Origin of the sequence: Ktedonobacter racemifer DSM 44963, assembly GCF_000178855.1 — a bacterium.
GTDB classification, from domain to species: Bacteria; Chloroflexota; Ktedonobacteria; order Ktedonobacterales; family Ktedonobacteraceae; genus Ktedonobacter; species Ktedonobacter racemifer.
Map to the genome: position 1 here is coordinate 1,472,294 of NZ_ADVG01000002.1, position 24,236 is coordinate 1,496,529.

The 24,236-nt window shown below is 55.8% G+C and carries 18 protein-coding genes and 1 pseudogene; 8 read left to right on the forward strand and 11 right to left on the reverse strand.

Going from position 1 to position 24,236, the window contains the following annotated elements; all coding sequences use genetic code 11:
• Positions 1-104 precede the first annotated feature (104 nt).
• From KRAC_RS22760 to ade, 4 genes are all read right to left on the reverse strand, one after another.
• Positions 105-1,445 carry an ABC transporter substrate-binding protein gene (locus KRAC_RS22760; protein WP_007911157.1) on the reverse strand — a complete coding sequence of 447 codons (1,341 nt, stop codon included), beginning with the start codon at positions 1,443-1,445 and terminating at the stop codon, positions 105-107.
• Between the two features lie 172 nt (positions 1,446-1,617).
• Complete coding sequence (locus KRAC_RS22765) at positions 1,618-4,566, reverse strand: molybdopterin-dependent oxidoreductase (protein ID WP_007911159.1); 2,949 nt, start codon at positions 4,564-4,566, stop codon at positions 1,618-1,620.
• The gene (locus tag KRAC_RS22770) at positions 4,566-5,552 is read right to left on the reverse strand and encodes an FAD binding domain-containing protein (RefSeq protein WP_007911160.1); all 987 of its coding nucleotides are present in this window, start codon (positions 5,550-5,552) and stop codon (positions 4,566-4,568) included. The genes KRAC_RS22765 and KRAC_RS22770 overlap by 1 nt, the downstream gene beginning before the upstream one ends.
• Positions 5,553-5,558: 6 nt before the next feature.
• Positions 5,559-7,289, reverse strand: coding sequence for an adenine deaminase (gene ade, locus KRAC_RS22775; RefSeq protein ID WP_007911161.1), 1,731 nt, complete (start codon positions 7,287-7,289; stop codon positions 5,559-5,561).
• 275 nt (positions 7,290-7,564) lie between these two features.
• Here ade and KRAC_RS71545 point away from each other — a divergent pair, with 275 nt between their 5' ends.
• Positions 7,565-7,795: a hypothetical protein gene (locus KRAC_RS71545; RefSeq protein ID WP_007911162.1), complete on the forward strand. Its 231-nt coding sequence runs from the start codon at positions 7,565-7,567 to the stop codon at positions 7,793-7,795.
• Between the two features lie 13 nt (positions 7,796-7,808).
• Positions 7,809-8,762 (forward strand): uroporphyrinogen decarboxylase family protein, encoded by a 954-nt coding sequence (locus KRAC_RS22785; RefSeq protein ID WP_007911163.1) that lies wholly within the window; start codon positions 7,809-7,811, stop codon positions 8,760-8,762.
• Between the two features lie 79 nt (positions 8,763-8,841).
• Here the strand turns inward: KRAC_RS22785 and KRAC_RS22790 are convergent, their stop codons facing one another.
• The gene (locus KRAC_RS22790) at positions 8,842-10,284 is read right to left on the reverse strand and encodes a putrescine aminotransferase (RefSeq protein WP_007911164.1); all 1,443 of its coding nucleotides are present in this window, start codon (positions 10,282-10,284) and stop codon (positions 8,842-8,844) included.
• A gap of 285 nt (positions 10,285-10,569) precedes the next feature.
• A complete protein-coding gene (locus KRAC_RS22795; protein WP_007911168.1) occupies positions 10,570-11,628 on the reverse strand; it encodes a recombinase family protein in 1,059 nt (352 codons plus the stop codon).
• Between the two features lie 48 nt (positions 11,629-11,676).
• Here KRAC_RS22795 and KRAC_RS22800 point away from each other — a divergent pair.
• From KRAC_RS22800 to KRAC_RS22820, 5 genes and pseudogenes are all read left to right on the forward strand, one after another.
• Positions 11,677-13,287, forward strand: a pseudogene (locus tag KRAC_RS22800) (ISL3 family transposase).
• A gap of 105 nt (positions 13,288-13,392) precedes the next feature.
• A complete protein-coding gene (locus KRAC_RS22805; RefSeq protein ID WP_157506974.1) occupies positions 13,393-13,965 on the forward strand; it encodes an SMI1/KNR4 family protein in 573 nt (190 codons plus the stop codon).
• An 817-nt stretch (positions 13,966-14,782) separates the two neighbouring features.
• Positions 14,783-15,514 (forward strand): glycosyltransferase family 2 protein, encoded by a 732-nt coding sequence (locus KRAC_RS22810; RefSeq protein ID WP_007911170.1) that lies wholly within the window; start codon positions 14,783-14,785, stop codon positions 15,512-15,514.
• On the forward strand, positions 15,487-16,200 hold the full coding sequence (locus tag KRAC_RS22815) for a TIGR04282 family arsenosugar biosynthesis glycosyltransferase (protein WP_007911172.1): 714 nt from the start codon (positions 15,487-15,489) through the stop codon (positions 16,198-16,200). Before KRAC_RS22810 ends, KRAC_RS22815 begins: the two co-directional genes overlap by 28 nt.
• Entirely contained in the window at positions 16,197-17,204 is a 1,008-nt protein-coding gene (locus tag KRAC_RS22820; protein WP_007911174.1) for a radical SAM protein, read from the forward strand. Before KRAC_RS22815 ends, KRAC_RS22820 begins: the two co-directional genes overlap by 4 nt.
• Positions 17,205-17,317: 113 nt before the next feature.
• Here KRAC_RS22820 and KRAC_RS71550 read toward each other — a convergent pair whose 3' ends face one another.
• Both KRAC_RS71550 and murJ read right to left on the reverse strand, forming a co-directional pair.
• On the reverse strand, positions 17,318-17,563 hold the full coding sequence (locus KRAC_RS71550) for a flagellar biosynthesis anti-sigma factor FlgM (RefSeq protein WP_157506977.1): 246 nt from the start codon (positions 17,561-17,563) through the stop codon (positions 17,318-17,320).
• A 557-nt stretch (positions 17,564-18,120) separates the two neighbouring features.
• Positions 18,121-19,671, reverse strand: coding sequence for a murein biosynthesis integral membrane protein MurJ (gene murJ, locus KRAC_RS22830; RefSeq protein WP_007911179.1), 1,551 nt, complete (start codon positions 19,669-19,671; stop codon positions 18,121-18,123).
• 334 nt (positions 19,672-20,005) lie between these two features.
• On the opposite strand from murJ, the gene KRAC_RS62255 reads away from it, so the two are divergent.
• Positions 20,006-21,196, forward strand: coding sequence for a M23 family metallopeptidase (locus tag KRAC_RS62255; RefSeq protein ID WP_007911181.1), 1,191 nt, complete (start codon positions 20,006-20,008; stop codon positions 21,194-21,196).
• Between the two features lie 249 nt (positions 21,197-21,445).
• Here the strand turns inward: KRAC_RS62255 and KRAC_RS22840 are convergent, their stop codons facing one another.
• From KRAC_RS22840 to KRAC_RS22850, 3 genes are all read right to left on the reverse strand, one after another.
• The gene (locus KRAC_RS22840) at positions 21,446-21,643 is read right to left on the reverse strand and encodes a KGG domain-containing protein (RefSeq protein WP_007911183.1); all 198 of its coding nucleotides are present in this window, start codon (positions 21,641-21,643) and stop codon (positions 21,446-21,448) included.
• 512 nt (positions 21,644-22,155) lie between these two features.
• Positions 22,156-22,542, reverse strand: a complete 387-nt coding sequence (locus tag KRAC_RS22845; protein WP_007911185.1) for a response regulator — start codon at positions 22,540-22,542, stop codon at positions 22,156-22,158.
• A gap of 212 nt (positions 22,543-22,754) precedes the next feature.
• Complete coding sequence (locus KRAC_RS22850; RefSeq protein ID WP_007911186.1) at positions 22,755-24,146, reverse strand: GAF domain-containing sensor histidine kinase; 1,392 nt, start codon at positions 24,144-24,146, stop codon at positions 22,755-22,757.
• Positions 24,147-24,236: the final 90 nt, after the last annotated feature.

The following is a 24,236-nucleotide window of genomic DNA, read 5'->3' on the forward strand; positions in this document are numbered from 1 at the left end:
AGCATATCTCTTCGCGCCTGCGGCGCGCAGAGGGATTAATAAATGGATGAGAGTGGTCCTGGCTCCGCCAGGACCACTCTCATCCATTTATTAACTTCTTTCTCTTAAGAATCTAAGGCCAAGGCGTAGTTGCAGGTGTTGGCCATCTTTTGGAGGGCGGAGTCTGAGGAAAGCTGGCCGGTAAGGGCGCTGGTGTAGCTGGTGGTGATGGTTGAGCGGCATTGGTCCCAGGCGGGGAGAATGCTGGGGACGAAGCCGTAGGCGATGGATTCGGGGCCGACTTTGCGCTCAGGATAACGTGTGTAGAAGGCCTTGAGGGGTGCGCCCTCATAGACGGACTTACGCACGGGAATATAGCCCGTGGCCTGGACGAAGTTCGCATTAGCTTCGGGGCTGACGAGAAACTTCATAAAGTCCCAGGCCGCGTTCCGGGCCGCGTTGTCGCTGTCGGAGAAGAGGGCGAGATTTGTACCGTAGAGCGAAGTATAGCGCCCACCGGAGCCGGCAGGCAGCGGAACCTGGCCTATATGCAGCTTATTATGTATGCTCTTAAGCAGGTAGGGGTAATGCGAGACGGAGCCGATGGCGAAGGCCGCCTTGCCCGAGGTAAAATCGTTCTGCCAGGCGTCCTCACGGGTGATATGAATCGCGCCAGAGTCGGCCAGGGGAGCCAGGTCATCCATGGCTTGCAGGGCGGGTTTCGCGTTCGCGCCCTCGCTAAAGGTAGTCATCTTTCTGTCCGCACTAATAAAGTCACCGCCTCCAAAGGCTTTATAGAAGGTTGCCCACTCATCGACCTGGGGCGTAAAGGAGAGACCCCAGCGCGAGCCGTCGCCCTTGGAGACCTTCTTAATAGCAGCCTCCAGTTCACTCATGGTATCCGGCGGTTTGATGCCTGCCGCCTTCAAGAGATCGGCGTTATAGTAGAGCACCTCAACGCTCTTGTTGAAGGGCAGCATATACTGGGTGCCAGCGAGCTGGCCATCACGCCAGAGCGTGGGGTAGAAATCAGCGATATCGGCCTGGCTTAAGCCGTTCTCACCGGAGAGATAGGACTGGAGCGGAGCGAGTGCGTTGGTCTGCTGGTATTGCGCGGCCCAGCTCTCATAGACCTGGGCCATAGTGGGAGGCTTATGGGCCGCGATGGCCGCCGTAAGCCTGGTCTTCAAGGTATCATAGGAGTCAAAGGCCTGGAGATTGATGGTGACATTAGAATGCTGATCCATATATTGCTGAGCGAGCTGCTCAACCGTGTCTTTGTTAGCTCCGCTGGGGAAAGCTTCCCAGAAATCGACCGTGTATGTCGCGCCCGGGTCCAAGATACCAAGAAGACCCGTCTGCGCATGCCTGGCACTCTCATTGAAGCCACATCCACTCAATGGCATAAATAGAAGTACAAGGCAAAAGCATGCCGCCATAGGGACACGCGACCAGCGATAAGCCATGTTCTTCCCCCTTGCTAAAACTAATTTCCCTCACGCCACCCGGGCCATGCACCTACTTTGTTTTAGCATGGGAGATAAAATAGCATATGCGCGTCTTTCAATAAATAAATATGAGATATGGAGATGCCGCAAGCATCTCCATATCTCATATTTATTTATTGAATATCAATTTTTAGGAGCGGATGGGTTCCTGGGCGGGGGACTGGGCTTGCGCCTGGGCCTGGAGTTGCGCGTGCCATGCGCGTAAGATGCGCTCAGGGGTCAGGGGGAGCGATGGCAAGCGGATTCCGGTGGCGGAGGCCACGGCGTTGGCGATGGCCGGGGCGACCGCGCCCATGGCGACCTCGGAGACGGCTTTGGCCCCAAAAGGCCCGGCAGGCTCGGTCGTCTCGACCAGGTAGACCTGAGTGCGCGGCATATCAACCGCGTTATACAGATGATAGTCACCCAGGTGCTTTGTGAGCGGCTGCCCCTTCGCGTCATAGAGCAATTCTTCGCTTAAGGCGCTGCCCAGGCCCTGAGCAAGCGATCCCTGAATACGTGTCTCGGTGAGCAGGGGATTGATGACGCGTCCGGCATCCACGGCGGCGAGAATCTGCTCCACACGCACACCGCCGGTCTCAGTATCAACCTCTACCTCCGCACCAACCACGGCGAAGGTCAGAGGCACCTGCGCTAGGCGCCAGGAGGCGCTGGTCATCAACTGGCGATTCTCGACATAGAGCGCGTAGGCCGCGACCTGGGCAACGGTGAAATCCTGCTCACCCGCGCCAGAGATCAGGCCGTCGCTCATCTTCAAGGACTCGGGCAAGGCGTTGAGCATTCGGCCTGCGATGGCCAGGATCTGGCGGCGCATTTGTTCGGCGGCCTTGCGCACAGCGCCACCGCCAAGGTAGAGCGTCGAGGTGACCCCCTCACCTATGGCCGTGGGCGTCACAGCTGTATCTTCAGTATAGATGACTATGCTCTCCAGAGCCACGCCCAGGGTCTCAGCAGCGACCTGGGCCAGCAGGGTGCGCTCGTTATCCTCGCAGCTACCGGCGCCAACGAAGACATCAAAGGACCCGTCCTCGTTAAGCTTCATGGTCGCGCCACTGGTGGAGGCTGGAGGCAGGGGGCTGCCCTGCATCGTCAGAGCTACGCCCACGCCACGGCGCAGGCGTCCATTGTTGACCACTCCGCGCTTGATATGCCAGCCCAGCTTCTCCTCGACCAGGCGCAGGCATTCGGCCAGCCCGCTGCTCTCCACGAGCAGGGAGCCGACATCCTGGCCCGCGGTAGCGACCTTGGCCAGGACAAGCTCATCACCTGTGCGCAGCCAGTTACGGCGACGCAATTCAAGAGCGTCCAAGCGCAGGCGACGCGCGATCTCGTCCAGATGGCTCTCAAGGGCGAAGGCCTCCTGCGCGGAGCTATAGCCTCTCAAGGCACTGGAGGGCGGTGTGTTGGTATAGAGTACCTCGGCGACATAGCGCATATTCGCGCAGGGATAGAGCGAGAGAGCCTGTGAAACCACGCCCTCGGGCGCGGTAAGAGGATGCGTGGCGTAGGCACCAGTACTGGTCAGAAGCGCCATCTGGTTGGCTACCAGCTTGCCATCTTGTTTGACGCCAGTCTTGAGGCGAATGATATAGTTTGGCCAGACGGGGCCACTAGTAAACTCCTCGCTACGGGAGAAGGCCAGGGTCACGGGTCGCCCCGTCACCTGGGTCGCCAGCGCGCAGAGGTCTTCTAGCACCACAGCTTGCTTGCTACCAAAGCCGCCACCGACCTCGGGGCGGATGACACGCACCTTGCGTAGGGGTAGATTAAGCAGGCGCGCCAGGGTGCGTCGCACATGATGCGGACTCTGTGTATTGGTCCTGACAACCAGCACCCCATCCGCGTCGATATAGGTTACCACGCGATGGGTCTCAAGTGGGGCGGGCTGTGCCATTGGCACTATATACTCACCCTCGACGATCACGTCGGCCTCCTCGAAGCCCTTATCGACATCGCCGACCTCGTTGCGCACACGTGTCGCGATATTATGGGCGGCATCGAAAATACCTCGCGCCTCCGACTCAGGATGCACACGCGGTGCATTCTGTTCCAGCGCCTGGCGGGGATCGAGCAGCGCAGGCTTGACTTCATACTCAACCTGAATCAGCCCCAGGGCCTCTTCAGCTATCTCAGGTGATTCCGCGACGACGAGCGCCACGCGGTCCCCCGCATAGCGCAGGACATAATCGAGTAAGAACTGGTCATATGGGCCACTCTCCAATAGCCCACGCTCGACGCTGGAATAGGGAGAGCGCGACACATCTTTATATGTCAATACGGCATGTACGCCGGAGACGGCCCTGGCCTCCGCGACATCTATATCACGAATGACGGCATGAGCGTGGGGACTGGTCAGCAGGCGCGCGTGCAGCATACCACGCCGCTCGATATCGGTCACAAAGGTTGGCGTGCCGCTCACAAGCTGCGCGGCATTGTACATCGGCAACGACTTGCCGACGATGGCGTACTCGGTATCGGCGTTGGCGCTCATCCCACTGGTAATCACGGGCAAGCGATCGGTCGCGCCATTTGCGGTAAGCTGGCGATCCATGCCCAGAGCGGCCAGGGGATTCTGCTCGCTCTGGCGCACGACGTTGGGGGTTACCTCCTCAACCTCTTCGCCATGTAGCAAGGCGGCGGCACGCAAGACGGCCTGCACAGGCTTCTCATATCCGCCACAGCGGCAGAGGTTGCCCGAGAGAGCCTCGCGCACCTCATCGTCACTTGGATGGTTGTTGCGCTGGAGTAAGGCATAGGCTGAAAGCAGCATACCCGAAGAACAGAAGCCACAGGGAGCGGCCCCGACCTCGACGAAGGAGCGTTGCAGGGTACTCAAGCCCTGTGCGCTGGGTAGACCCTCGACCGTGGTCAAGGAACAGCCGCCGGCCTGAGCCGCCAGCATCACACAAGCTGAACGAGCCACGCCATCTACAACTACCGTGCAGGCGCCACAATCGCCCGTCTCGCAGCCCTGCCGGATCCCATAGTACCCTTCGCGCCGCAGGAGGGAGAGCAGCGTCTCATTCGCCTCCACCTGCAAACTGGTGATGACGCCATTAATCTGTAGCTCTAGTTCCATTAGACATCTCTCCCTGTGCCTGAGGCGACGCTACTACGCCAGTGCGCGCTATTGATCGCCTCTTCTAATGCATGAAACGCCAGGTTTGCGCCGCTGACGCGTCGATAACTTCCACTTACGCGCACATCCGTTGGAGGTCGGAAGAGGGGGATGCCATTGCGCACAATGGCCTGGAGCGTGTTTGAGCTAACCGGCTGGGCCGCGGGCTGACCCTCCAATTGCTGCTCGATGGCTGTTACGCGTACGGGCTCCATGTTCACACCACCAAAGGCCAGGCGCACACGCTTATAGAGACCGTTCTCGATCTCGACGAGAGCGACAGCGTTCAGAAGGGCGGCGTCAGAGGGGGCACGGCTCACACGCTGAAAAGAGGTACCACAGGCGGTGAGTGGACGCGGAATGGCGATCTCGGTAATCAACTCGTTGGGGCGGCGCTCTAACTCAAACGTGCTACTGGCGATGCGACGCTCCTGTCGACCCTTGAAGACCACGCCGGAGAGGGCCAGGCCGGGGCGATCCGTCGACCCTCCACTGAGATTCACCTGTGTGCGCGAGCCTGAGCGTACGACTATCTCGGCATCTAGCGCCACCAGGGCCGTCAAGAGATCGGCCTGGGAGACTGGACCCGTCGCAACGGTGCCCCCAATGGTCGCGCTATTGCGGATCAGGCGCGATGAGGCGGAGGCGTGCGCGGCCTGTGAAAACACATCAATGCCTATGCCTTTGAGTTGAGGAGCCTCTGAGAGCGTCTGTAAGGTGGTCATGGCTCCAATGCGAAGATAGTTAGAGTTATTGTTGGAGCTATCCTCAATATACGCGAGCTGCAGATCACGTAGATCCACAACCGCCTGAATATGCTCATCCCTCACACCCAATAAATATGTCCCCCCAGCCAGGGGAACGGTTTTCACATCCAACCGCCCCAGCAGGAGGAGGGCATCCTCAATATGTTCCGCCCAATGATATTCAACAAGCTTTAGTAGCATGTACGATTACCTTCGTTGAAGAGGAAGCAATGTAAACGTTTCAACATCGACCAGTCCCTGGTCTGTAAGTTTTAGTGCCGGAATCACCGAAAGCGAGAGAAAGCTCAAGGTCATACAAGGGTGCGCCAGGGCACAGCCAAGCTCTGCCGCCGTAGCATCCAGGGCCTGCAACTGCCGCAAAAGTACGGAGACAGGCTCCAGCGAGACCAGCCCTCCAAGCGGCAGGGGTACCCGCGCACGCACCACGCCATCTACCACACAGGCAAAGCCGCCACCCATCTCTTCCAGCGCACGCGCGGCGTGTAGCATATCCTGATCATTGGTACCCGCGATCACCAGGTTATGCGCGTCATGGGCCACGCTCGAGGCCAGGGCACCGCGCTTGAGGCCCAGGCCCTTCACCAGCCCCAGCCCAACGCGACCGCTGGCATGATGCCGCTCGATGACCGCCAGTTTGAGCAGATCCCGCGCTGGATCGGCAACAAGCTCACCATCCAGGCACGGCGCCTCCTCTTGCAGGTGCAGTGTCGTGATCTGGTCAGGCTCAATGCCAATGACTTCGACCTTCCCGGGCTGGCCCGGAAGCTTGAATTTGTCAAGCGTGAGATTACCAATATGGATGGTATTAGGAGCTTCTCGCATCTGTGCGCCACCAGCGGGAACCGTGAGTTGGCCCGCGCATGCCACCAGTTTACCATCTTTATAGACCGACTCGACGTTAAAGGTCTTCAGGTCATCGAGCACCACCATATCGGCGACGAAGCCGGGGGCCAGCGCCCCGCGATCATACAGGCGGAAATACTGCGCCGTATTATAGGATGCCAGGCGAATGGCCTCCACAGGCTCCAGGCCCAACTCGATAGCGCGGCGCACCATGGAATCGATATGCCCACGCGCGACCAGGTCCTGCGGATCGCGATCATCGGTTACAAAGAAGACACGTGGTGGGCGCAATTCATGTACCAGGGGCAACAGCGCTTCGAGATTGCGCGCCGCCGAGCCTTCACGAATCATCAACCACATCCCGAGGCGGATACGCTCGCGGGCCTCCTCCGGCGTCGTGCATTCGTGGTCGGAATGTACGCCAGCGGCGGCATAGGCGCTCAGGTCCTTGCCACGTAGCCCCGGTGCGTGGCCGTCTACCACCTGCCCATGCCGATACGTCGCCTCAATTTTGGCGAGGACCTGCTCGTCCAGCGTCAGCACACCTGGCATATTCATCATCTCCGCCAGGCCAAGAACGCGCTCATGTGAGAGCAAGGGCAGGAGATCTTCAGCATGCATGACCTTATAGGGGCTTTCATAGCTCGAGGCAGGGACGCATGAAGAGAGCAGCACATAGCTGGTGAGCGGGAGATCCTTTCCGGCATCGAGCACATACTCGATGCCCTCGCGCCCCAGGACATTGGCGAACTCGTGTGGATCGAGCATCACCGCCGTCACGCCACGTGGAACAACCAGGCGCGCGAACTCGGAGAGTTGGAGCATCGTACTCTCGATATGCATATGTCCATCGATCAGGCCAGGCGCGAGCCAGCGTTCCTCCAGATCACGCTCTTCTTTTGCTTGATAGCCTGATCCAGGGGCAGCTATACCCGCGATATATCCATCGGCCAAAACCACATCGGCCAGATAGCACTCGCCGCTACACACATTCACCAGGCGCGCATTGCGCAACAAAAGATCCCCGGACTGCTCTCCCCGCGCGACCTGGATACGGCGCCGCAAATTCTCCATACCACATCCCTCATCGACAATGACAAAACGACGACATTTTTAGAACTCAGTAGCAGATTTTAGCACATGGAGAGGCCATTCATATAATTTGTCAGTGTACATCACCATTATGGGTGAGCCAACGGATTGATAGGCTCCATCGTATTAGTAGTAACGAGGTGGTAGCCCGCTACTTGCGTACGCGGTTACTGTACCACACCATCAAAGGCCGGAAAAGCAACGTGCACGCAGTGTTTAGTCATCTTGTAAGAGGTCCAGAAAGGATCGAAGAGATCATGAGTAATTCGACATCGTCCTCGCTGGCCAAGATCGCCGCCCTTATAGGCGGGGCCACGGTTGGCGTGCTGATCGCCAACTGGCTCGACGAACAACTCTTATCGCGGGCGCGCAAGCGCTCAGACTATGACCGCAGCCGTTATGAGCAGGGCCTGGGGCCAATCGCCATCACACCACGCTCAACTGAATCTAGCGCTACCAAAGAGATGTCAGACGACAGCTATGAGTAGGAAGGGAGACGCCATGAGCACCATGACCCCTGGAGAACGTGTTCGCGCCGCGGTGGCAGGCCAAGAGGTGGATCGTGTGCCACTTTGCTTCTGGCACCACTTTCGGCCTGAGGGATCGGGCACACGCCTGGCCGAATTGACCAAGCACTTTTTTGTCGACACCTTTAAGCTAGATATCGCGAAGATTATGCCCGATCTCCCCTATCCAGCGCCAGACACGGAGCAGATAACGGTCGAGCAGATGCGCTTCTTGCCCCGCCTGGACCTGGATACGCCGAGCTTTCGTGAACAGGTCACCTGTGTCCGTACTCTGCGCGGGATGCTGGGTGACGACTATCCCATCCTGCTCACCCTCTTTAGCCCACTGACTTATGCCATACGCTTCCTGGGTAAAGAGCAGGCACTGAAGGCTGCCAAACAACAGCCTGACCTGCTTGGCGAGGGCCTGGGGACGATAGCGGCCAACCTGTATAAACTGATGGAGGCGGCGCTTGAGGCGGGTGCCAATGGCATCTTCTTCTCATGCATGGGCGCGACCACGGCCGATCTGACCCTGGATGAGTATGCGGCGGTTGGCTATCCCTATGACATACAGGCCTTGCGCGGCGCCAATGGCGGCTGGCTCAACACCATCCATATCCACGCTGATCCAAACCAGGGTGCGGACCAGATCTACTTTGAGTTCTTTGATCGCTATCCCGCGCAGGTCCTAAGTTGGAGTGATCGCCTGACGGGTCCAAACCTGGAGGAGGCGCGAACCCTGACCGAGAAGTGCCTGATGGGTGGACTCTTTGAGCGCGGCCCCCTGACACATGGCAGCGAGACCGAGATTGAGAACGAAATGCTCTCCGCCATCATCCAGACCAAAGGACACAAATTGATCCTCGCCAACGGCTGCTCCATCCCCGACGACGCCCCCGAGCAGTGGTTACATACCACGCGCAAACTCATCGACAATCCGCGCTAGGGGTTATGGTGAAATGTGCGCGCATGGGTAACGGGCCAGGCCCGTTACCCATGCGCGCACATTTCACCATTCCTAATTTCTAGGCGAAAGCGGCCCAGGGATTGGAGGGGTAGAGCGACATGGCTGAGAAGGGCATAGGCTCGCTCCCGGCAACGGGGAGAGGCGTCACCACCCGGCCGCGCAGCGAGCGCAGCGTATCCTCCAGGCGATCAAGAATCGTGTCGATCTCGCGATAACTGATAATCAGCGGGGGTTCGACGCGAATTACGCGTGAGTTATTGAGCGTCCCTGAGATAAGCACGCCGCGCTTGAAGAGGCCCGACGCCACGGCATAGCCAGTCTCATCATTGACAAAATGCTGGCCGAGCAAGAGACCCTTACCGCTAATCCCACGATAGATATCACTATAGCGCTCGGCGAGGCCCTCCAACTGGCGTTTGAAGTAGGCCCCCTTCTCCGCGGCCTGCTCAACGATGCCCTCCTCCAGGGTCACATTGATCGCGGCAAGCGCGGCGGCACATGCCAGGGGGTTGCCACCCGTGGTTGAAGTATGAATGAAAGGATTTTCGTTGAAGACCTGCCAGATCTTTGGCGTCGCCATAAAGGTCCCAATGGGCATCACCCCACCACCGAGCGCCTTGGCGGAAGTAATAATATCTGGCGCCACGTTCCAGTGCTCAACACCCCAGAACTTGCCTGTCCGTCCCATGCCGGTCTGCACTTCATCCGCGATCAAAAGCACTTCATATTCGTCACAGATGCGGCGCAGGCTCGGCCAGAAGTCATCGGGGGGCACAATCGCGCCCGCCTCACCCTGAATGGGCTCCATCACAACGGCGGCGATATCGTTGCCCACTTCGCGTGCGATGCGGAGTTGCTGCTCGACAGCCTGAGCATCGCCATAGGGGACGTGATAGACATTGGGGTGGAGCGGGAGCGCGGGTCGTCTGAAGACCGCTTTCCCTGTCAGCGCAAGCGATCCAGCCGTCTTACCATGGAAGCCACGGACCGCGGCGATAAAGCCACTCTTGCCCGTATACAGTTTGGCAAGCTTCATCGCGCCCTCAACGGCCTCGGTTCCACTCCCGACAAAGAAGCTATACTGGATATCGCCCGGCGTGACCTCTGCCAGCAGGTGCGCCAGCATGCCACGCAACGGATCAAGCAATTCCTGTGTGGGCAGAGCACTCTTGCCCAGTTGCGCCTGGACCGCGGCAATAACTTTTGGATGCGACCAGCCCAGGTTGAAAATGCCAAAGCCACCCAGGCAATCAATGAACTCGCGCCCCAACACATCTTTAAAGGTGGCGCCCCGCCCATTCCACTCCACCGCGGCCACATCTTCGGCCTCCGCGACCGATTTGCGGTATTCAATAAAACCGCTATTGTAATACTTCGCAAAGTTCTCGACCGTAGTCTCGATCAACCACTGGGCCTCTTTGCGCTCAAGTTGAGGTTTTTGTACCACATCGAGATAGCGACGTGAAACATTTAAAGCCTTAAGTAAACTACCATCACTCATAAAAATCCTTTCGGGAAGCGCGAGCAAACACAACCAATTCCATCCCGGACCGCGCACCGGAAACACAACAGCAAAACAGAGACTGTTTCCTTAAGGGTTGCTTATGGAAATGGATATATAATCAAGCCGGCTAGGTGCACACGCACAAATGTGCACAGCCACACTCGCCTAATTATCGAATAGCGTAGGAGAATAGTTTCTGCAGCGGAACCCTACATCACGGCTATATAGCTCTGTGTACTCAGGATTCCGAGAGATTATGCATGGGGAAAAGGCATGAAGAGATCAGGGGTAACAAGTGGAGAGGTGCATGACACTAGCCACGCTTTCCCGTTTGTGTGTACTGCTCATAATCAGCTCCTGGATTTCTGGAAGGTTAGCCTCTATCCTCCATATCAAGTCATCACGACGCTTGTCAGACTTGCCGATAAAGACTTTTATACCGAGTATCCGTAAAAAGTCTCTTTTCCCCTGGTAGGATAGTTCCTCCCTGGCTTCTTTGACTGTCTTGCACCATGTAAGGATTTTCTCAGCTTCAACAGCTAAGCGTTCCATATCAATTATGCCTGCTTCAACAAGCGATTTTTCTTCTTGCTTTATCTGTAGGTTTGTGTATTCGTCACTAAGTAATCCTAATATAACATCCCTTGCTTGTCCTTTCAAGGCGGGGTTGGCAATGTCTTCTGTATACTGGCTTATCTTTTTTTGGGAATTTACAATGCTATTCTCAATGGCCGTTATCTCACGGAGGCTGCTGTTATTATTAGTCGCCAACTGGATAGCCTGCTCAATCAGCCCTATTTCATCAGCCAGCTTAATCATGTAGCCCCATACGAGCGTGTCGATCTTTTCTGAGTTGATGGTATTGCTATGCCCATCTTCCTTGCAGAAGTATATAGGTGCGTGCCTGCTCTTTGATGCGTTCACATGCATATTGCAGCTGCAGATTTCGCACCTGATGTAGCCAGCACGCAACAGGAACCGTTCAGGTTCTTCACATTGCCGCGCTGCCTCTGCCCGTTTTACGCTCAGTCGTGCCTGGTTCCGCTCAAACAGTTCAGGCGCTATGATCTCTGGGTAGGTGCCTTCCGGTAGCTCTACCGTCTCGAACGGTTTTTTAGCGTCTTTCTGGTGCCGTGTAAATGCCCTGGCTTTCTTTCCAGTACGGCGGGGGTCTGCCAGTATTTGGTGGATAGCGCCTCTCGTCCATTTCCGGGAGGGATCTTTTACGGTGATTTCCCGCAAGAGTGCATGCGGGCCTTTGCCCTTATCGAATTCTTCGTGGGATCTGGCACACTCTCGGTGATGCCGCTTGTTTGTTTGCTTCAACCCATCGATTGACATATGCTTCTCTGGAGAGAGACCGTACTTCAGAGGAGGATCAGACGCGCGATGAGGGAAGTGAAGCCAGTTCTGGCCTTGCCCGAGGGATTCCACTTGGTGGGACTCGAGAAACGAGACGATGTACTTACCGTGACCCTGGTTTCGACTCAAGTATTCCCGTGTTGTCCGTTGTGTAGGAGCGCGGCCAGGCGTGTGCATAGTTATTACACACGCCACGTTGCCGATCTGCCCTGCACAGGATAATCCATTCATTTACTTATTCGTGTCCGTAAATACTTTTGCGAGGAAAGCACTTGCCCACGCAAAATCTTTGCAGAGCGCCTTGCCCCGTTTGTTGACCCGTTTGCACGCGTGACGAAGCGGCTGTGTCAACTCGTGCAGATCATTGGTCTGGCGACCGGCGGCAGGCTTGGCTTGCGGGTCACAGATCGTTTAGGCATCCAGACCTCACGGCAGACCATTCTGCGACGGATCATGGCCCTGCCTCCCAAAGCCGTCGGACATGTTCCACAGATGGGCATTGACGACTTCTCCTTCAGGCGGGGACGCAAATTTGGGACGATCATTGTGGACCTTCACACGCACCAGGTGCTCGACGTGCTGCCAGATCGAACCAAAGAGTCGGCTAAGACGTGGATGGCGGCGCACCCAGAAATCGAGCTGGTGAGCCGGGATCGTGGGGGAGACTATGCCTCTGCCGCAGCTACGGGTGCTCCCCAGGCGGTTCAGTGTGCCGATCGCTTCCATATATTGAAAAATTTGGGGGAGGCAGTGGAAGGATGCTTGGCACGCCACCTGGCGGCGAAGCGAAAGGCTCAAACCCAAGACATCCTTGAGGAACACCTTCCCATTGAGCAAGCTCCTCAATCGGTTAGACGCTCTCCCAAGGTCGAGCGCCAGCAACAAGCATACCGGGAAGAGCGCCTCGCCCGGTATGAGCAGGTGGTCTCTTTGCGCAACCTTGGAATGAGCCAAGCTGCTATTGCCGAGCGTGTGGGCATCAGTTCGAGCACGGTCAGTAACTGGCTTGCTGCAGGCGCGTATCCTGAAACCACGCGCGGCCCCTATGTCAGCCGCATCGGCCCGTATCTGCCGTATCTGTTTCAGCGGTGGGAGTCGGGATGCCACAATATGGTTTACCTTCATCAAGAGATCGTGGCGCGAGGCTACAAGGGATCATATGCGAGTGTGCGGGATCACCTGATTCGCCGGCTTCCCGGAGGCAAAAAGAACACATGCAAAGGAGCCAGGCTCTCCCCAGCTCCTCTCCCAGTGCGGCAGGTGATGTTTCTTTTCCTGCGGCGAACCGAAGACTTGGATCAAGAGGAACGAGGGACCATTCTTCAGCTCCGCCAAAGCCATCCCGAATTGGATCTGACGTACACTCTCGTGCAGGAGTTTGCCAAAATGCTGCGCACACGCACCGGAGAAAACCTTGATACGTGGCTGGCCAAAGCCGTTGCCAGTCAGATCCCCGAATTTCAGAGCTTCGTTCTGGGGATTGAACGAGATAAAGCGGCGGTGCAAGCGGGGCTGACGCGACCCGAAAGCAATGGGATCGTTGAAGGAAAGGTGAATAAACTCAAGCTGATCAACCGTATGGGCTATGGGCGAGCTGGCTTTCCTTTGCTGCGCCAGCGGGTTCTCCATGCTTTGTAAAAAATCCGTCTTGATGAGAAGAGCATGACCACGTGGAGCGTTCTGAAAAAGAAAGGTGGAGAAAGGCATGTGGTCATGCTCGGGCAAAAGAAAGGCAGAAAGACGATGGAATCGATGAGCATCCTGTGGCAGCGGATTGAGCAGGGGTTCGCCACCCACTCACCTCACCTCTTGGACCTGCTTCGTCCAGGGGCTTCTGAAGAGGAACTGCTCCAGGCAGAAAAAGCACTCGGCGTTCCCCTTCCGGAGGACTTCAAAACGTGCTACCGCTTGCATAACGGGGGGTGTTTACTTGCTCCTCTCGGGTGTAGCGAGCATATAACACTCTCCCTCAACCAGATAGTAGGCATTCCGCGCGAGGTAGTGGCACTAGCTAGGCCGGGAACAAAGCACGACGACGGCAATAATGGTACCTGGCCAGTTCAACCTTTTTTGTGGCATCCTCAGCGAATTCCGTTTCTCTGGGGTGGATATGGAAGTGAATTTTTCTGTCTGGATATGGTGCCTGGCCCAGGAGGTCAGGTTGGGCAGATCGTTTTTGCCCCCCACGCACTTCAAACGCCTGATCTCATTGCCCCCAGTTTCCAGGCGTTTGTTGCAAAGGCCGCAGATGATATGGAGGCATACAACTATGAGTTTGATCCAGAATCCCCTCCGAGCGCCTCAGAATGGTATTGACCAGCTATCCATTTGCTTCTCTCGCACTTTGTATTAGGTAGCTCAGCCATCACCAAAAGTGGGACAGATCCGTTTAATATTGGGATTTACAGCTTAATGACACCTTACTCGATATTTGGCTTAGTCCAGTATCGGTTATTTTTATGTGCTTTGACATGCATAGTAATTGGTCTTTAAAGGGCTTGCCATAAAGTGTTATGGAGCTTTTATGAAGGGATAAAATTGACACCTAATTCTGACACCTTATGCAATATATTTTGCTGGTCTTTTCTAGACTTATGTGGATGATGTGTGATTAGTGTTGAAGGGGAAAATAAGCTTGTAGAGCCTGTTTAGTGGAGTAAGTTAAATCGATTACTTGAGGTTTACTATAATATCAGTATACCTCACGCTTCCTCACAAAGCAAGAGGAGCAAAGGTCAGCTTTCGCGCCTGCGGCGCTCAAGGGTAGGATAGATGGGCGTGCGGCACTCGCGAATGCGAGTGCCGCACGCCCATCTATCCTACTCAGAGACGAGCTTGCGAGACGAAACGGAAGAGCATGGCTGGCTGTTATAGCCCTAGTGCAGGATCCTCAGACGGATCGAAGAAATAGTCCGATAGCTCAGCAGTCGCCTCCCGCATCCAGCCTGGATCAGCAAAAAGAGTATAACAAGGAAAAGCCGAATAGATCAAATGTTTTTGCACTAGGAAATTTCTGTTTTCTGCTTTCCGCTGTAAAAATCTTCCTGGCTGGACGTGAAAAGGAGAGAGTGGTGCGGTGTGATCCGCTGCGCCGATCATGCTATTTGGCTTGTAGTCTTGTAAGGAGTTGCTCATGACAGCCCAAAAGGTGGCGCTTATCATTCCCGCGCTCAATGAAGAGGAGGCCCTCAGGCACCTGCTTCCAACCCTCCCCCACGATACCATTAACTGGCAGATTGTTGTTGATAATGGCAGCACCGATAGAACGGCCGAGGTGGCGCGTGCGGCGGGAGCTATCGTCGTTCAGACGGCGGAGCGTGGCTATGGGCGCGCCTGCTTTCGGGGGCTACAGGAGGCGCGCCGTCTGGGCGCGGAAATCGCCCTCTTTATGGATGGGGATGGCAGTGATGATCCTGCCGATATTCCCGAGATGCTGGCCCCGATCCTCTCGCGGCAGGCCGACCTGGTGATGGGGTCGCGCGTAAGCAAACAAGCAGAGAAGGGGGCGATCCCGCCCCAGGCCCGTCTGGGCAACTGGCTGGTCAGCCGAATGATCACCCTCCTCTATGATGCCACCCTCCACGATATCGGCTCATTTCGCGCCATTCGGTGCGAGCAACTGGCACGGCTGAATATGAGCGAGATGACCTTTGGCTGGCCTGTGGAGATGCTGGTCAAGGCAGCACGGGCGCGTTATCGCATCCTGGAGGTTCCTATTCACTACCGCCAGCGCAGTCATGGATGCTCCAAGGTCGCAGGTACGCTTGTTGGCAGCGTCAAGGCAGCCTACTATATGCTCAGCACCACGCTCCGGTATGCATCAACAAGGAGGACTGCATGGATGACACAGCGCTCGTCATTATAGCGCGCGCCCCCGAGCCTGGAAAAACCAAGACGCGCCTGGCACGCTCCATTGGGAATGAGGCAACAGTGCTACTCTATCGCGCCTTCTTGAAGGACCTGGCCCTGCGTTTTAGTGAGACCGATGCCCCCTATACCTTACACTGGGCTTATTCGCCCGCGTATGTCGATTACAACGCGCTATTAGAGGAGCTTGTTCCTGGCAAGGGACAACACATGCGCAGCTTTCCCCAGGAGGGCCAGGATTTCAATACACGCTTACATCATATCTTTCGCTGGACGGAGCGCTGGGGGTTTCACAAGACGATCCTGCTTGGCTCTGACTCACCACATATCAGGCGTCAAATTATTGATGAAGTAAACGAGCGCCTGAATACAACAGATGTTGTGCTGGGGCCAGCCGAGGATGGTGGTTACTACCTCCTGGGCATGCGCCAGGCGCACGACATCTTTAGTGGCATTCCCATGAGTACCGATGTGGTAACACAGATGACGATTGATGCCGCGCACCGGCAGCGGCTCTCTGTCCACCTCGTGGAACAACTTCAGGACGTAGATGAACTACCCGACCTGCTTAAGCTAGCGGAGATACTCCAGGCAAAACCAGGCCTGGCGCCAATCACTGCCGCTCACTTAGTCACGCATCCCGCGCTCACCAAGGCCTTTAGCCGCACAAAGGAGTCCGTATGACGATCACGACACCTGTTCTTACGCTGCCACGCTCCATCTATATCGAGCCCACCAGCCGCTGTAATGAGTTCTGCCAGCAGTGTCCACGCACGCTGCTCTCGCGTGAAGAGGACCGCGATCTGCCCTTCGACGAGTTTTGCAAGATCGTCGATCAGTTTCCGGTGCTCGACCGCGTCGTGCTGCATGGGTTGGGCGAGCCACTGTTAAATAAAAACCTGCCTAAAATGGTGCGCTATTTAAAGGATCGCGGCACCTATGTGCTCTTCAACTCCAATGGCATCGCGCTGACTGAGAAGAAGGGCGGGGAGCTTATCGATGCCGGCCTCGACGAGTATCGCCTCTCGATGGACGGCTCCAGCCGCGAGACCTACGCGCATGTGCGAGGCGTCGATGCCTTTGAGAAAATCTGGCGCAACGTTCGAGCCTTTGTGCAATTGCAGAAGGCGCGTGACGCCAGCAAGCCAGCCATCTCGCTCTGGTTCACCGCCATGCGCGAAAACCTGCACGAGCTGCCGCACCTGGTTGAGCTGGCGGCCGAGGCGGGTATCCCCGAGGTCTATATGCAGCGCCTGGTCTACTTTGAAGAGGGATTGGCGGCCTCAAAACAGTCGCTCTTCCGCCGCTCAAGTCAGGAAGAGCTGGCCCTGGTACGCCGTAGCGAAGAGTTGTGCAAAGAGCTGGGCATCCGTTTCAACGCCGCCGGGTCCGCGACGCCGATGCAGAGTATTCTACGCGACTTTGGGGAGCGCCCCTGGTCCGGCTGCACACGCCCCTACAATCTGACCTACATCACCTCCAGCGGCAATGTGCTCTCCTGCTGCTTTGCTCCCTTTGGGCATCGCAGCGCGCGCGAATACCGCGAGGAGCGCGTGCTGGGCAATGTCTTCCAGGAATCCATCGAGCAAATCTGGTTTGGGGAACGCTATGAGGCCTTCCGCCGCGCCTTTGAGAGCGAGCATCCCGCCCGTCACTGCTCCCAGTGCGGCCTTAACTGGAGCTACTAGCAAAGAAAGAGAAGGGTACCCGCCTTGCGGATACCCTTCTCGCCAGTCCCCACGTTGCTCAATCCCCGTTGTAAGAAAGGAAGTTCATGTCTCCCTGTGTGCGGCTGTTGGCATTAGTCGATGTCTGGTGCACTCATGCACACAAAGCCCCAGTCAAGAGGCGAACCTAACAGGCCATATACCGTTGCCTGATTATCCAATTGATATGTTCCCGCATCTACCTGTGACTTGATTTGCTCCACTCTGGCGAGGCGGGCCTTTTCATCACGTTGCACTTGAATACGTACCTGGAGGGCTGCGATACTCTCCCCTACAGGTGGACTGGAGTGCAGCCTAGCCTGTGGTTGTGATGAAACCATTCCCGTTGTTTCAACGGCTGTATCTATACGTACGGCGCGTGCTTTCATGTAACTAACAGAGCAGCTACCCCTAATCTGTCCTATGCTCTCTATCATCGAAGAGCAATGCATAGGCAGGAGTTGAGCCGCACACTCCTTTCTCCCAATCTTCTTATATCGTGTTTTTGCAGCCCTCCCCAAGGTGATCAGGGGCTTGTACACCTCATACCTTCCAGATGGCCACACCTATAACCCAAAAGTCCACTTCCCATCTCTCCCCACACCTATCTATATCGGCCCCTGATCCTATAATAGCAGTGTAGAAAAGCACATGCCTTGTGTGTAGAGAGGAAGGTCCTTAGCTCTAGGGGCGAAGGCCCCTATCATTGGTCCTTTCCTTTCGCGCCAGCGGCGCTCACAGGTATAAAGTGTGTGGGCATGAGTTGCGAGCGGAGCCCGCAACTCATGCCCACACACTATCCCTTGGTGTCGCACTTCATATTACAATCCGTCAAAGGGATAAAGAGGTACGGCACATCTCCCTTGTGCTGAGGGATAAGGGAACGCTGGCCCTTTGCTCAGAGGGATGAGGACGGGCTGGCGAGGACTTCCTGGCGCGTGCGGGCGAGGTAGCGGCGATAGCGTAGGAGGCGCTGCATCCCTGCATCCAGGCGGGCCTTCTTGCCCAGGCGCCAGAGCAGGAGTGAGGCCAGAGTGAACGCTTCTACCGAGGACCCTAGCGCGTAGCCCAGGGGGATCGCGAGAATGACGTAAGCGCGTGGTAGTACACCGATGAGCACGATAATGGTGCCCACGCGACAGAGCAGGGAGAGGATACCGGTAAAGAGCGGGGTCGTGGCATCCTTCAAGGCCAGGAAGCCACGGCTAATCATGTCGCCTGCCGTGACCCCAGGAATGGCAAAGACATATCCCAATAGCGCCAGGTAGGTCAGCGCGGTCGAGTGGGCATCGAAGGCTCCATGCTGGAAGATCAGGCGGATAATCCATTGACCCGTAACGGCTAAGCCTATCGCCGCGGGTAGCGTCAATAAAATGGAGGCGCCCATGACCCTCAAGGCCATGTAGCGCATGCGCACATAGCGTCCTGCGGCGGCATGGATCGTCATATGCGGCAGAAGCGCCTGGCCGATGGCCTGCGAGAGTAGAGAGAAAGGGAGGGCCTGTAACATATCGGCGTTATGTAGCGCCGCCAGGCTGGCGGAATCGGGCAGGAAGGAGACGAAATAAGTCTCGATGATAAGGGCCAGGTAGGCCACGGCAAGCGCGAGCGAATTGGGCCCCAGGAGTCTCAGGACCTCCACCAGACCTGGATGGCGAAAATTCCAGGTAAACGAGTAGCGCACCCCTTGCCTGAAGAGCGGGATAGCCTGCACCGCGACCTGCAAGAACGAGGCCACCAGCACGCCATAGGTGGGGCCATAGATGCCTATGCCAGGAATGAAGCGCGTACAGGCCAACCCGGCAATCTGGCCCAAGTTATAAATCGCGATGGAGAAGGCGGGCAACAGGAACTGGCGCTTACTATTTAAGACGCCGGTGACAATCGTTCCCAGGCAGAGCAATAGAGGCTGAAAGAGCAGTATGCGTGTTAGCGAGATTGTTAGGACCTTCTCGGCCTCGCTATAGCCTGGGACCAGGAGCGAACGCGTAAAGGTTGGTACAAAAAACTCGCCCCCGATCACGACAAGCGTCAAGACCAGCAGCATGACATTAAAGACCAGACTGGAGAGCTTCCAGGCTGCCTCCTGTCCCTTCCTCTTCTCATACGCCAGAAAAACCGGGATAAAGGCGTGGCTCAGCGCGCCGCCCGCGATCAGGTTGAAGAGAGCATCCGGTAGACGGATCGCAGCATAGAAGGCATTGGCCTCGGGACCGGTACCAAAGAAGGCGTTAAAAAGGCCCTGGCGGATGACACCCAGACCCCTTGAAGCCAGGATACCAATCATCAAGAGCAGAGCGGCCTCTACGATACTAAAGCGTCGTGAGGTCAGCCCTCCACTCAAACGAAAATTGCGGATATTAAAACGAAAGACACGGCCACCCCACACGCGAAAGACACGACCACCCCACACCTTTGTCAACGCATGCTGTTTTTTTTGTTCAGGCATAAATAATATTATTACTTTCTCCCTGTCCTACTTTGCGGGTATAAAGAGCAGGGTATATAGCCTCCCAACCTCAAATAGGATCTTTTCCCTTCCCTGTTTCACCTCATCCTAAACAAGCTTTGATCGCCATTATTTTTGGCAGCTATGAATAAAACGTCATCATCTCGTGCTATTTTCATATATCTTCATTTTCTGACATATGGCCTTATAAGGAAACAAAATAGCCTTTTTCAGCTATCCATAGCCGGAGAGGCTAGTAAAGGCCGAGTTTATCAGCTACATTAGAAGGTAAAAGAAAAACGCGACGGCAACGCCATCAGCGAGGATTTTAATTATGTTTTCATCCACGAAGAAAAAAACGCCCGCCTCGCGCTCAAAGCAGAGCGAGAATCCTGTGCCTGTGCCCCCACAAATCCCCATGCCAACTCCATGGGGCAATGCGCCCTCTCCCTCCTTTCAGCCGCCACAGCCCACCCCATATATGCCCGGGACACCCCTCGTCCCTTTTGGCGCACCACAAGGAACGCCTGATATGGCAGAGTGGCCAAAACAGACGCCCAGAGGCCCCTTACAGACACCGCAGGATGCGCCAGTAGCAAGGCAGGGGCAGAGAATCACGCGCCAACTCTCTTCCGTCTCTACCGAAGAGAGCAGGCCGCTCCCCGCACTCAATACCCCTCCTCGCTCCGCCACCTCGCCGCTCACCACACGCCCACTCGGCACCATGTCCTCTCAATCGGGACACGCGACGTTTAAAGCGGGGACACGTCCCCTCACGTACATTCCCGGCACGCCTCGCGTCGTAAAGACCACGCCACTGCCACCAGTGCCCACACCACGGAGCCGCTCACGGAAGTTTGTTATCTCCATGGTGAGTATGCTGATTATTTTACTCTTGACTGTGGTCGTCACCACACCACTTGGCAACTCGAACGCGCCACTCCTGCAAGGTATTGGCAACCTGTTGTTGAGCGACGCGCAAAATCCCTTCAGTCCAGCCCAGCATATCGCGACCCCCACCGCCACGCCTGCCTTGACGACCCTGGAGGGATCCTGCAATGCCCCTTATATGGGCCTGTGGGGGATCTGTGCCACGGCGGTCACTGACAGTGGAGTCATGGGCACAGGCGATATGCAGCCGCCAATGAAAGGGGAGAGGATCACCCAGGGCTTTGGCTTACCCGAGTATCAGACCTGGTGCAGTTGCGTCAAGCCGCATACTGGAATCGACCTGGCAACGGCGTATGGCAACCCGGTTATGGCATCTGATAGCGGGCAGGTTATCTGGGTAGGCTGGGATTGGTCGGGCCTGGGGAATGCCGTCAAGATTAATCATGGGCGCTATATCGCGACCGTCTATGGGCACCTGGCTAGCTATATCGTCCATGTGGGACAAAACGTCAATAAAGGGGATGTCGTCGCGTATGAGGGGAGCACCGGGGCCTCTTCTGGTCCCCATGTGCATTTTATGGTGGTGGATAATAATCACTTTAAAGATCCGACGCTTTACATGACACTTCCTTAGTTTCATGACACTTCCTTAGCTTGCAACGGGGTCCAGGGGCAGCGCCCCTGGCGGGGTTTGGGTGTCCCCAATTCCTCTTTCTGTTGCCGCCGTAGGCGGTAGGAAAAACCTGCATATGGGGTAAGCTGAGAAAAAAGAAAAGAGGCCGGAAAGCAGCATCGGCCTCTTTTGAATTGCTCTACTTTAGTACAGGCAGCAGTATTGTATGCGAATACAGGCATGCGTATGCCCATACATGAGCACTAAAGGCTACGCCTGTACGTTGTACTTCGAACGGCGGCGACTGATTGAGCCACCCTTACGCCCGGCAGCCTGGGCCTCTTCACTGGTCCACTTGTGGGCTGTGCCGAGAGCATGAGCCGCTTTTCCGCCTTTGCTCGCAATTTCTTTTTTCTTTTCGGGACTCATAGAAGCGAAACCACGACCGCGACCTTTTTGTGACTGCATCGATTTTCTCCTCTTCAGTTTCTAGTGACTTCTCGTCGTCAATGCTTGCGAACCACACTAGAGAGCTGAAACAGACAACCTCTCCAACTCTCGCAATGGAAGATAAGCTCCTTGCTCGCTCTATTTTTACTTTAGAGTCAAGCTGTTGTATACCTCATACACTAAACACGACGCATGTAACGTTTTGGATACAGCAGAGGTGAAGCTTTCTTCGTAAACCCAGCAACTATCTGTCCACCTGGATGAACTTACAACAGCTTGCTGTGTTCGTTAACAGTTAAAGCATAACAGCAACCCCAAAGAGGGGGCAACCCCTGCCAGAAAATTTTCAGCGTTCTCTAAGGTTTACTTAAGCATTTCTAAGGAAAGGATGAGCTTACAGGGACGTATCTATGGTCAGGAGAGAAGAAAAAAGGCATAGGCGAGAAGAGGCGCCAGAGAAAACTTAAAAAAGGCTAAGCTTTTTAAGGCTAGAAGGAGGGTGCGTGACGAAGCGCATAGGACATTTAGGGCTATGACGACGCCAGTGGTCCTGTAACACTTTTAATTAGAGAAATAATCTCGTCGACTGAGAAAGGCTTTTCGAGCAGGGAGACCCGGAGGTCGCGCAGGGCCTCGATATCGGTGAACGTTGCCGCGGTAGTTAAAATAATAGGCAAGGAGGCCAGGTGGGGAAAGCCACGCATCTGCTTGATCACCTCGAAGCCCGACATCGTTCCATTCAAGCGCCAATCGACGATTAATAGATCAACGGGTTCGAAGTCTGATGCTGTATTGGTGAGGGCGTCCAGGCATGCCTCAGCGTCGGCATAGGCCGCCACCAGATAGCCTTCATCTTGTAGCACGAGCATGACCATTTCTTGAATGGCTATATCGTCTTCAAGCAGACCTACTCGCATAACTCTTCCCTTCGAAAACATCAAATATGAGGAATATACACGCACACTATAACAAACTGTGCTTTATTTAGCAAGTGCCAAACAAGCGTGAGCCTACTTCATTCTACCATCTAGCCTGAGAAGGGGTAAAGGTATGTCTGGTGATAGGCTGGCAGCGCCAGCCTATCACCAGACATACCTTTGTGAGCGTTCCTTGGCCAGGTACTGCTGCTTTATGGCATATGCAGTACTATTTCGTCTGGAGTCGGGGCTTTAGCGCGTTGAGGTTGCCGATACTCTGGTTGAGGCATTTTCTCATCTGTCATAGGCATGGGCGCGATGGGCAGGGCTAGCGTAATACTCGTGCCGCGCCCTTCGTCACTCTGAAGCCATACCTGCCCATGCATCTGCTCAACCAGGCTCTGCACAAGGTAGAGTCCCAACCCATTTCCCGGCACGCGCTCATGCATATCGTGTTCCAGGCGCGTGAAGGGTCGAAAAAGTGCTTGCTGCAGGTGGCGGGGGATACCGACCCCGTGATCATGGACAGTCACATAGAGATAGTGGTTCTCCGCCGAGCGCTCACGCTCTGTATGCGTTGTCACAAGGGAGTAAGAAGATCCGCTATAGGGAGCATGATCGGTCACCAATATCTCGATCAACCCTCCTTGAGGAGAGTATTTGATGGCATTATCAAGCAAATTAGCCAGCGCCTGGCGTACACGCGCTGGGTCCACCCAGGCAGGTGGCATCTCGCGCGCGACTTCCGCGACTTCCGCGACCTCCAAAGAAAGGCGATACTGACCCGGGCTTACCTGGTCCAGGCGCTCTTGCTCAGATGTAATCATTTGCCGACAGAGGCTCACAATATCTACCGCATCCAGGCTCATACGTAGTTGCCCCTGGCTGACTCGCGCCACATCCTGTACATCGTTTAGCAATAACTCCAGTTGCTGTGTCTTCTCCTGAACCATGCGTAAGTAGGCGCGCCAATCTAAGCTCTCTAAACTGGCCTCCTGCGCACCTGGATCATCGCCATAGGTCATATAAAGCTCGGTATAGCCCTTGAGGGCCGTCAATGGGCGGCGCAGTTCATGGCAAAGAAGGGCGAGAAAATGATGCTGCTCTTGCATAAGCTGCGCGCTGGTGTCTTGATATCGCCTGACACAGCTCTCTCCATACAATTCTATCAGTCCCTCAAGCAGCCGGCGCGATCCGGTCGCCAGGTAGTGTTGTAAGAGATGCATAATTCCGGGATGAAAGAACTCAGGCCGGGTATGGCAACACACCAGCATTCCCAACACCCCACCAGAACTCGAGACCGGGACAACCGCCAGACTGCCAACAGACGCCTGACCAGGCAAGCGCGCCGCATTGCTAATCCAGGGTACGCCCATCTGCGTGGTAATGTCATAGAGCGCTCGCAAGGCACCTTCCATCTCCTCATCCCAGTTTCCTGGTTTGCCATATGTACGTTGAAGATCTTCTCGGGCGCAGAGACGCTGAAGCAGGGGATGAGCCAGTGCAGTCTCAGTACACACCAGGTCCAGATAAACAATATCACAATTAATGAGCGCGCGAATCTCCACAATTACGCGCGCGAATAGAGCTTCAGCCGAAGACATATCATACCTCGCACCAGCCACACATGTACAAATTCTATCTAGTTTAGTATAAATGCAAATAAGGGCAAGCGAACACTATTTCCGCCTCGT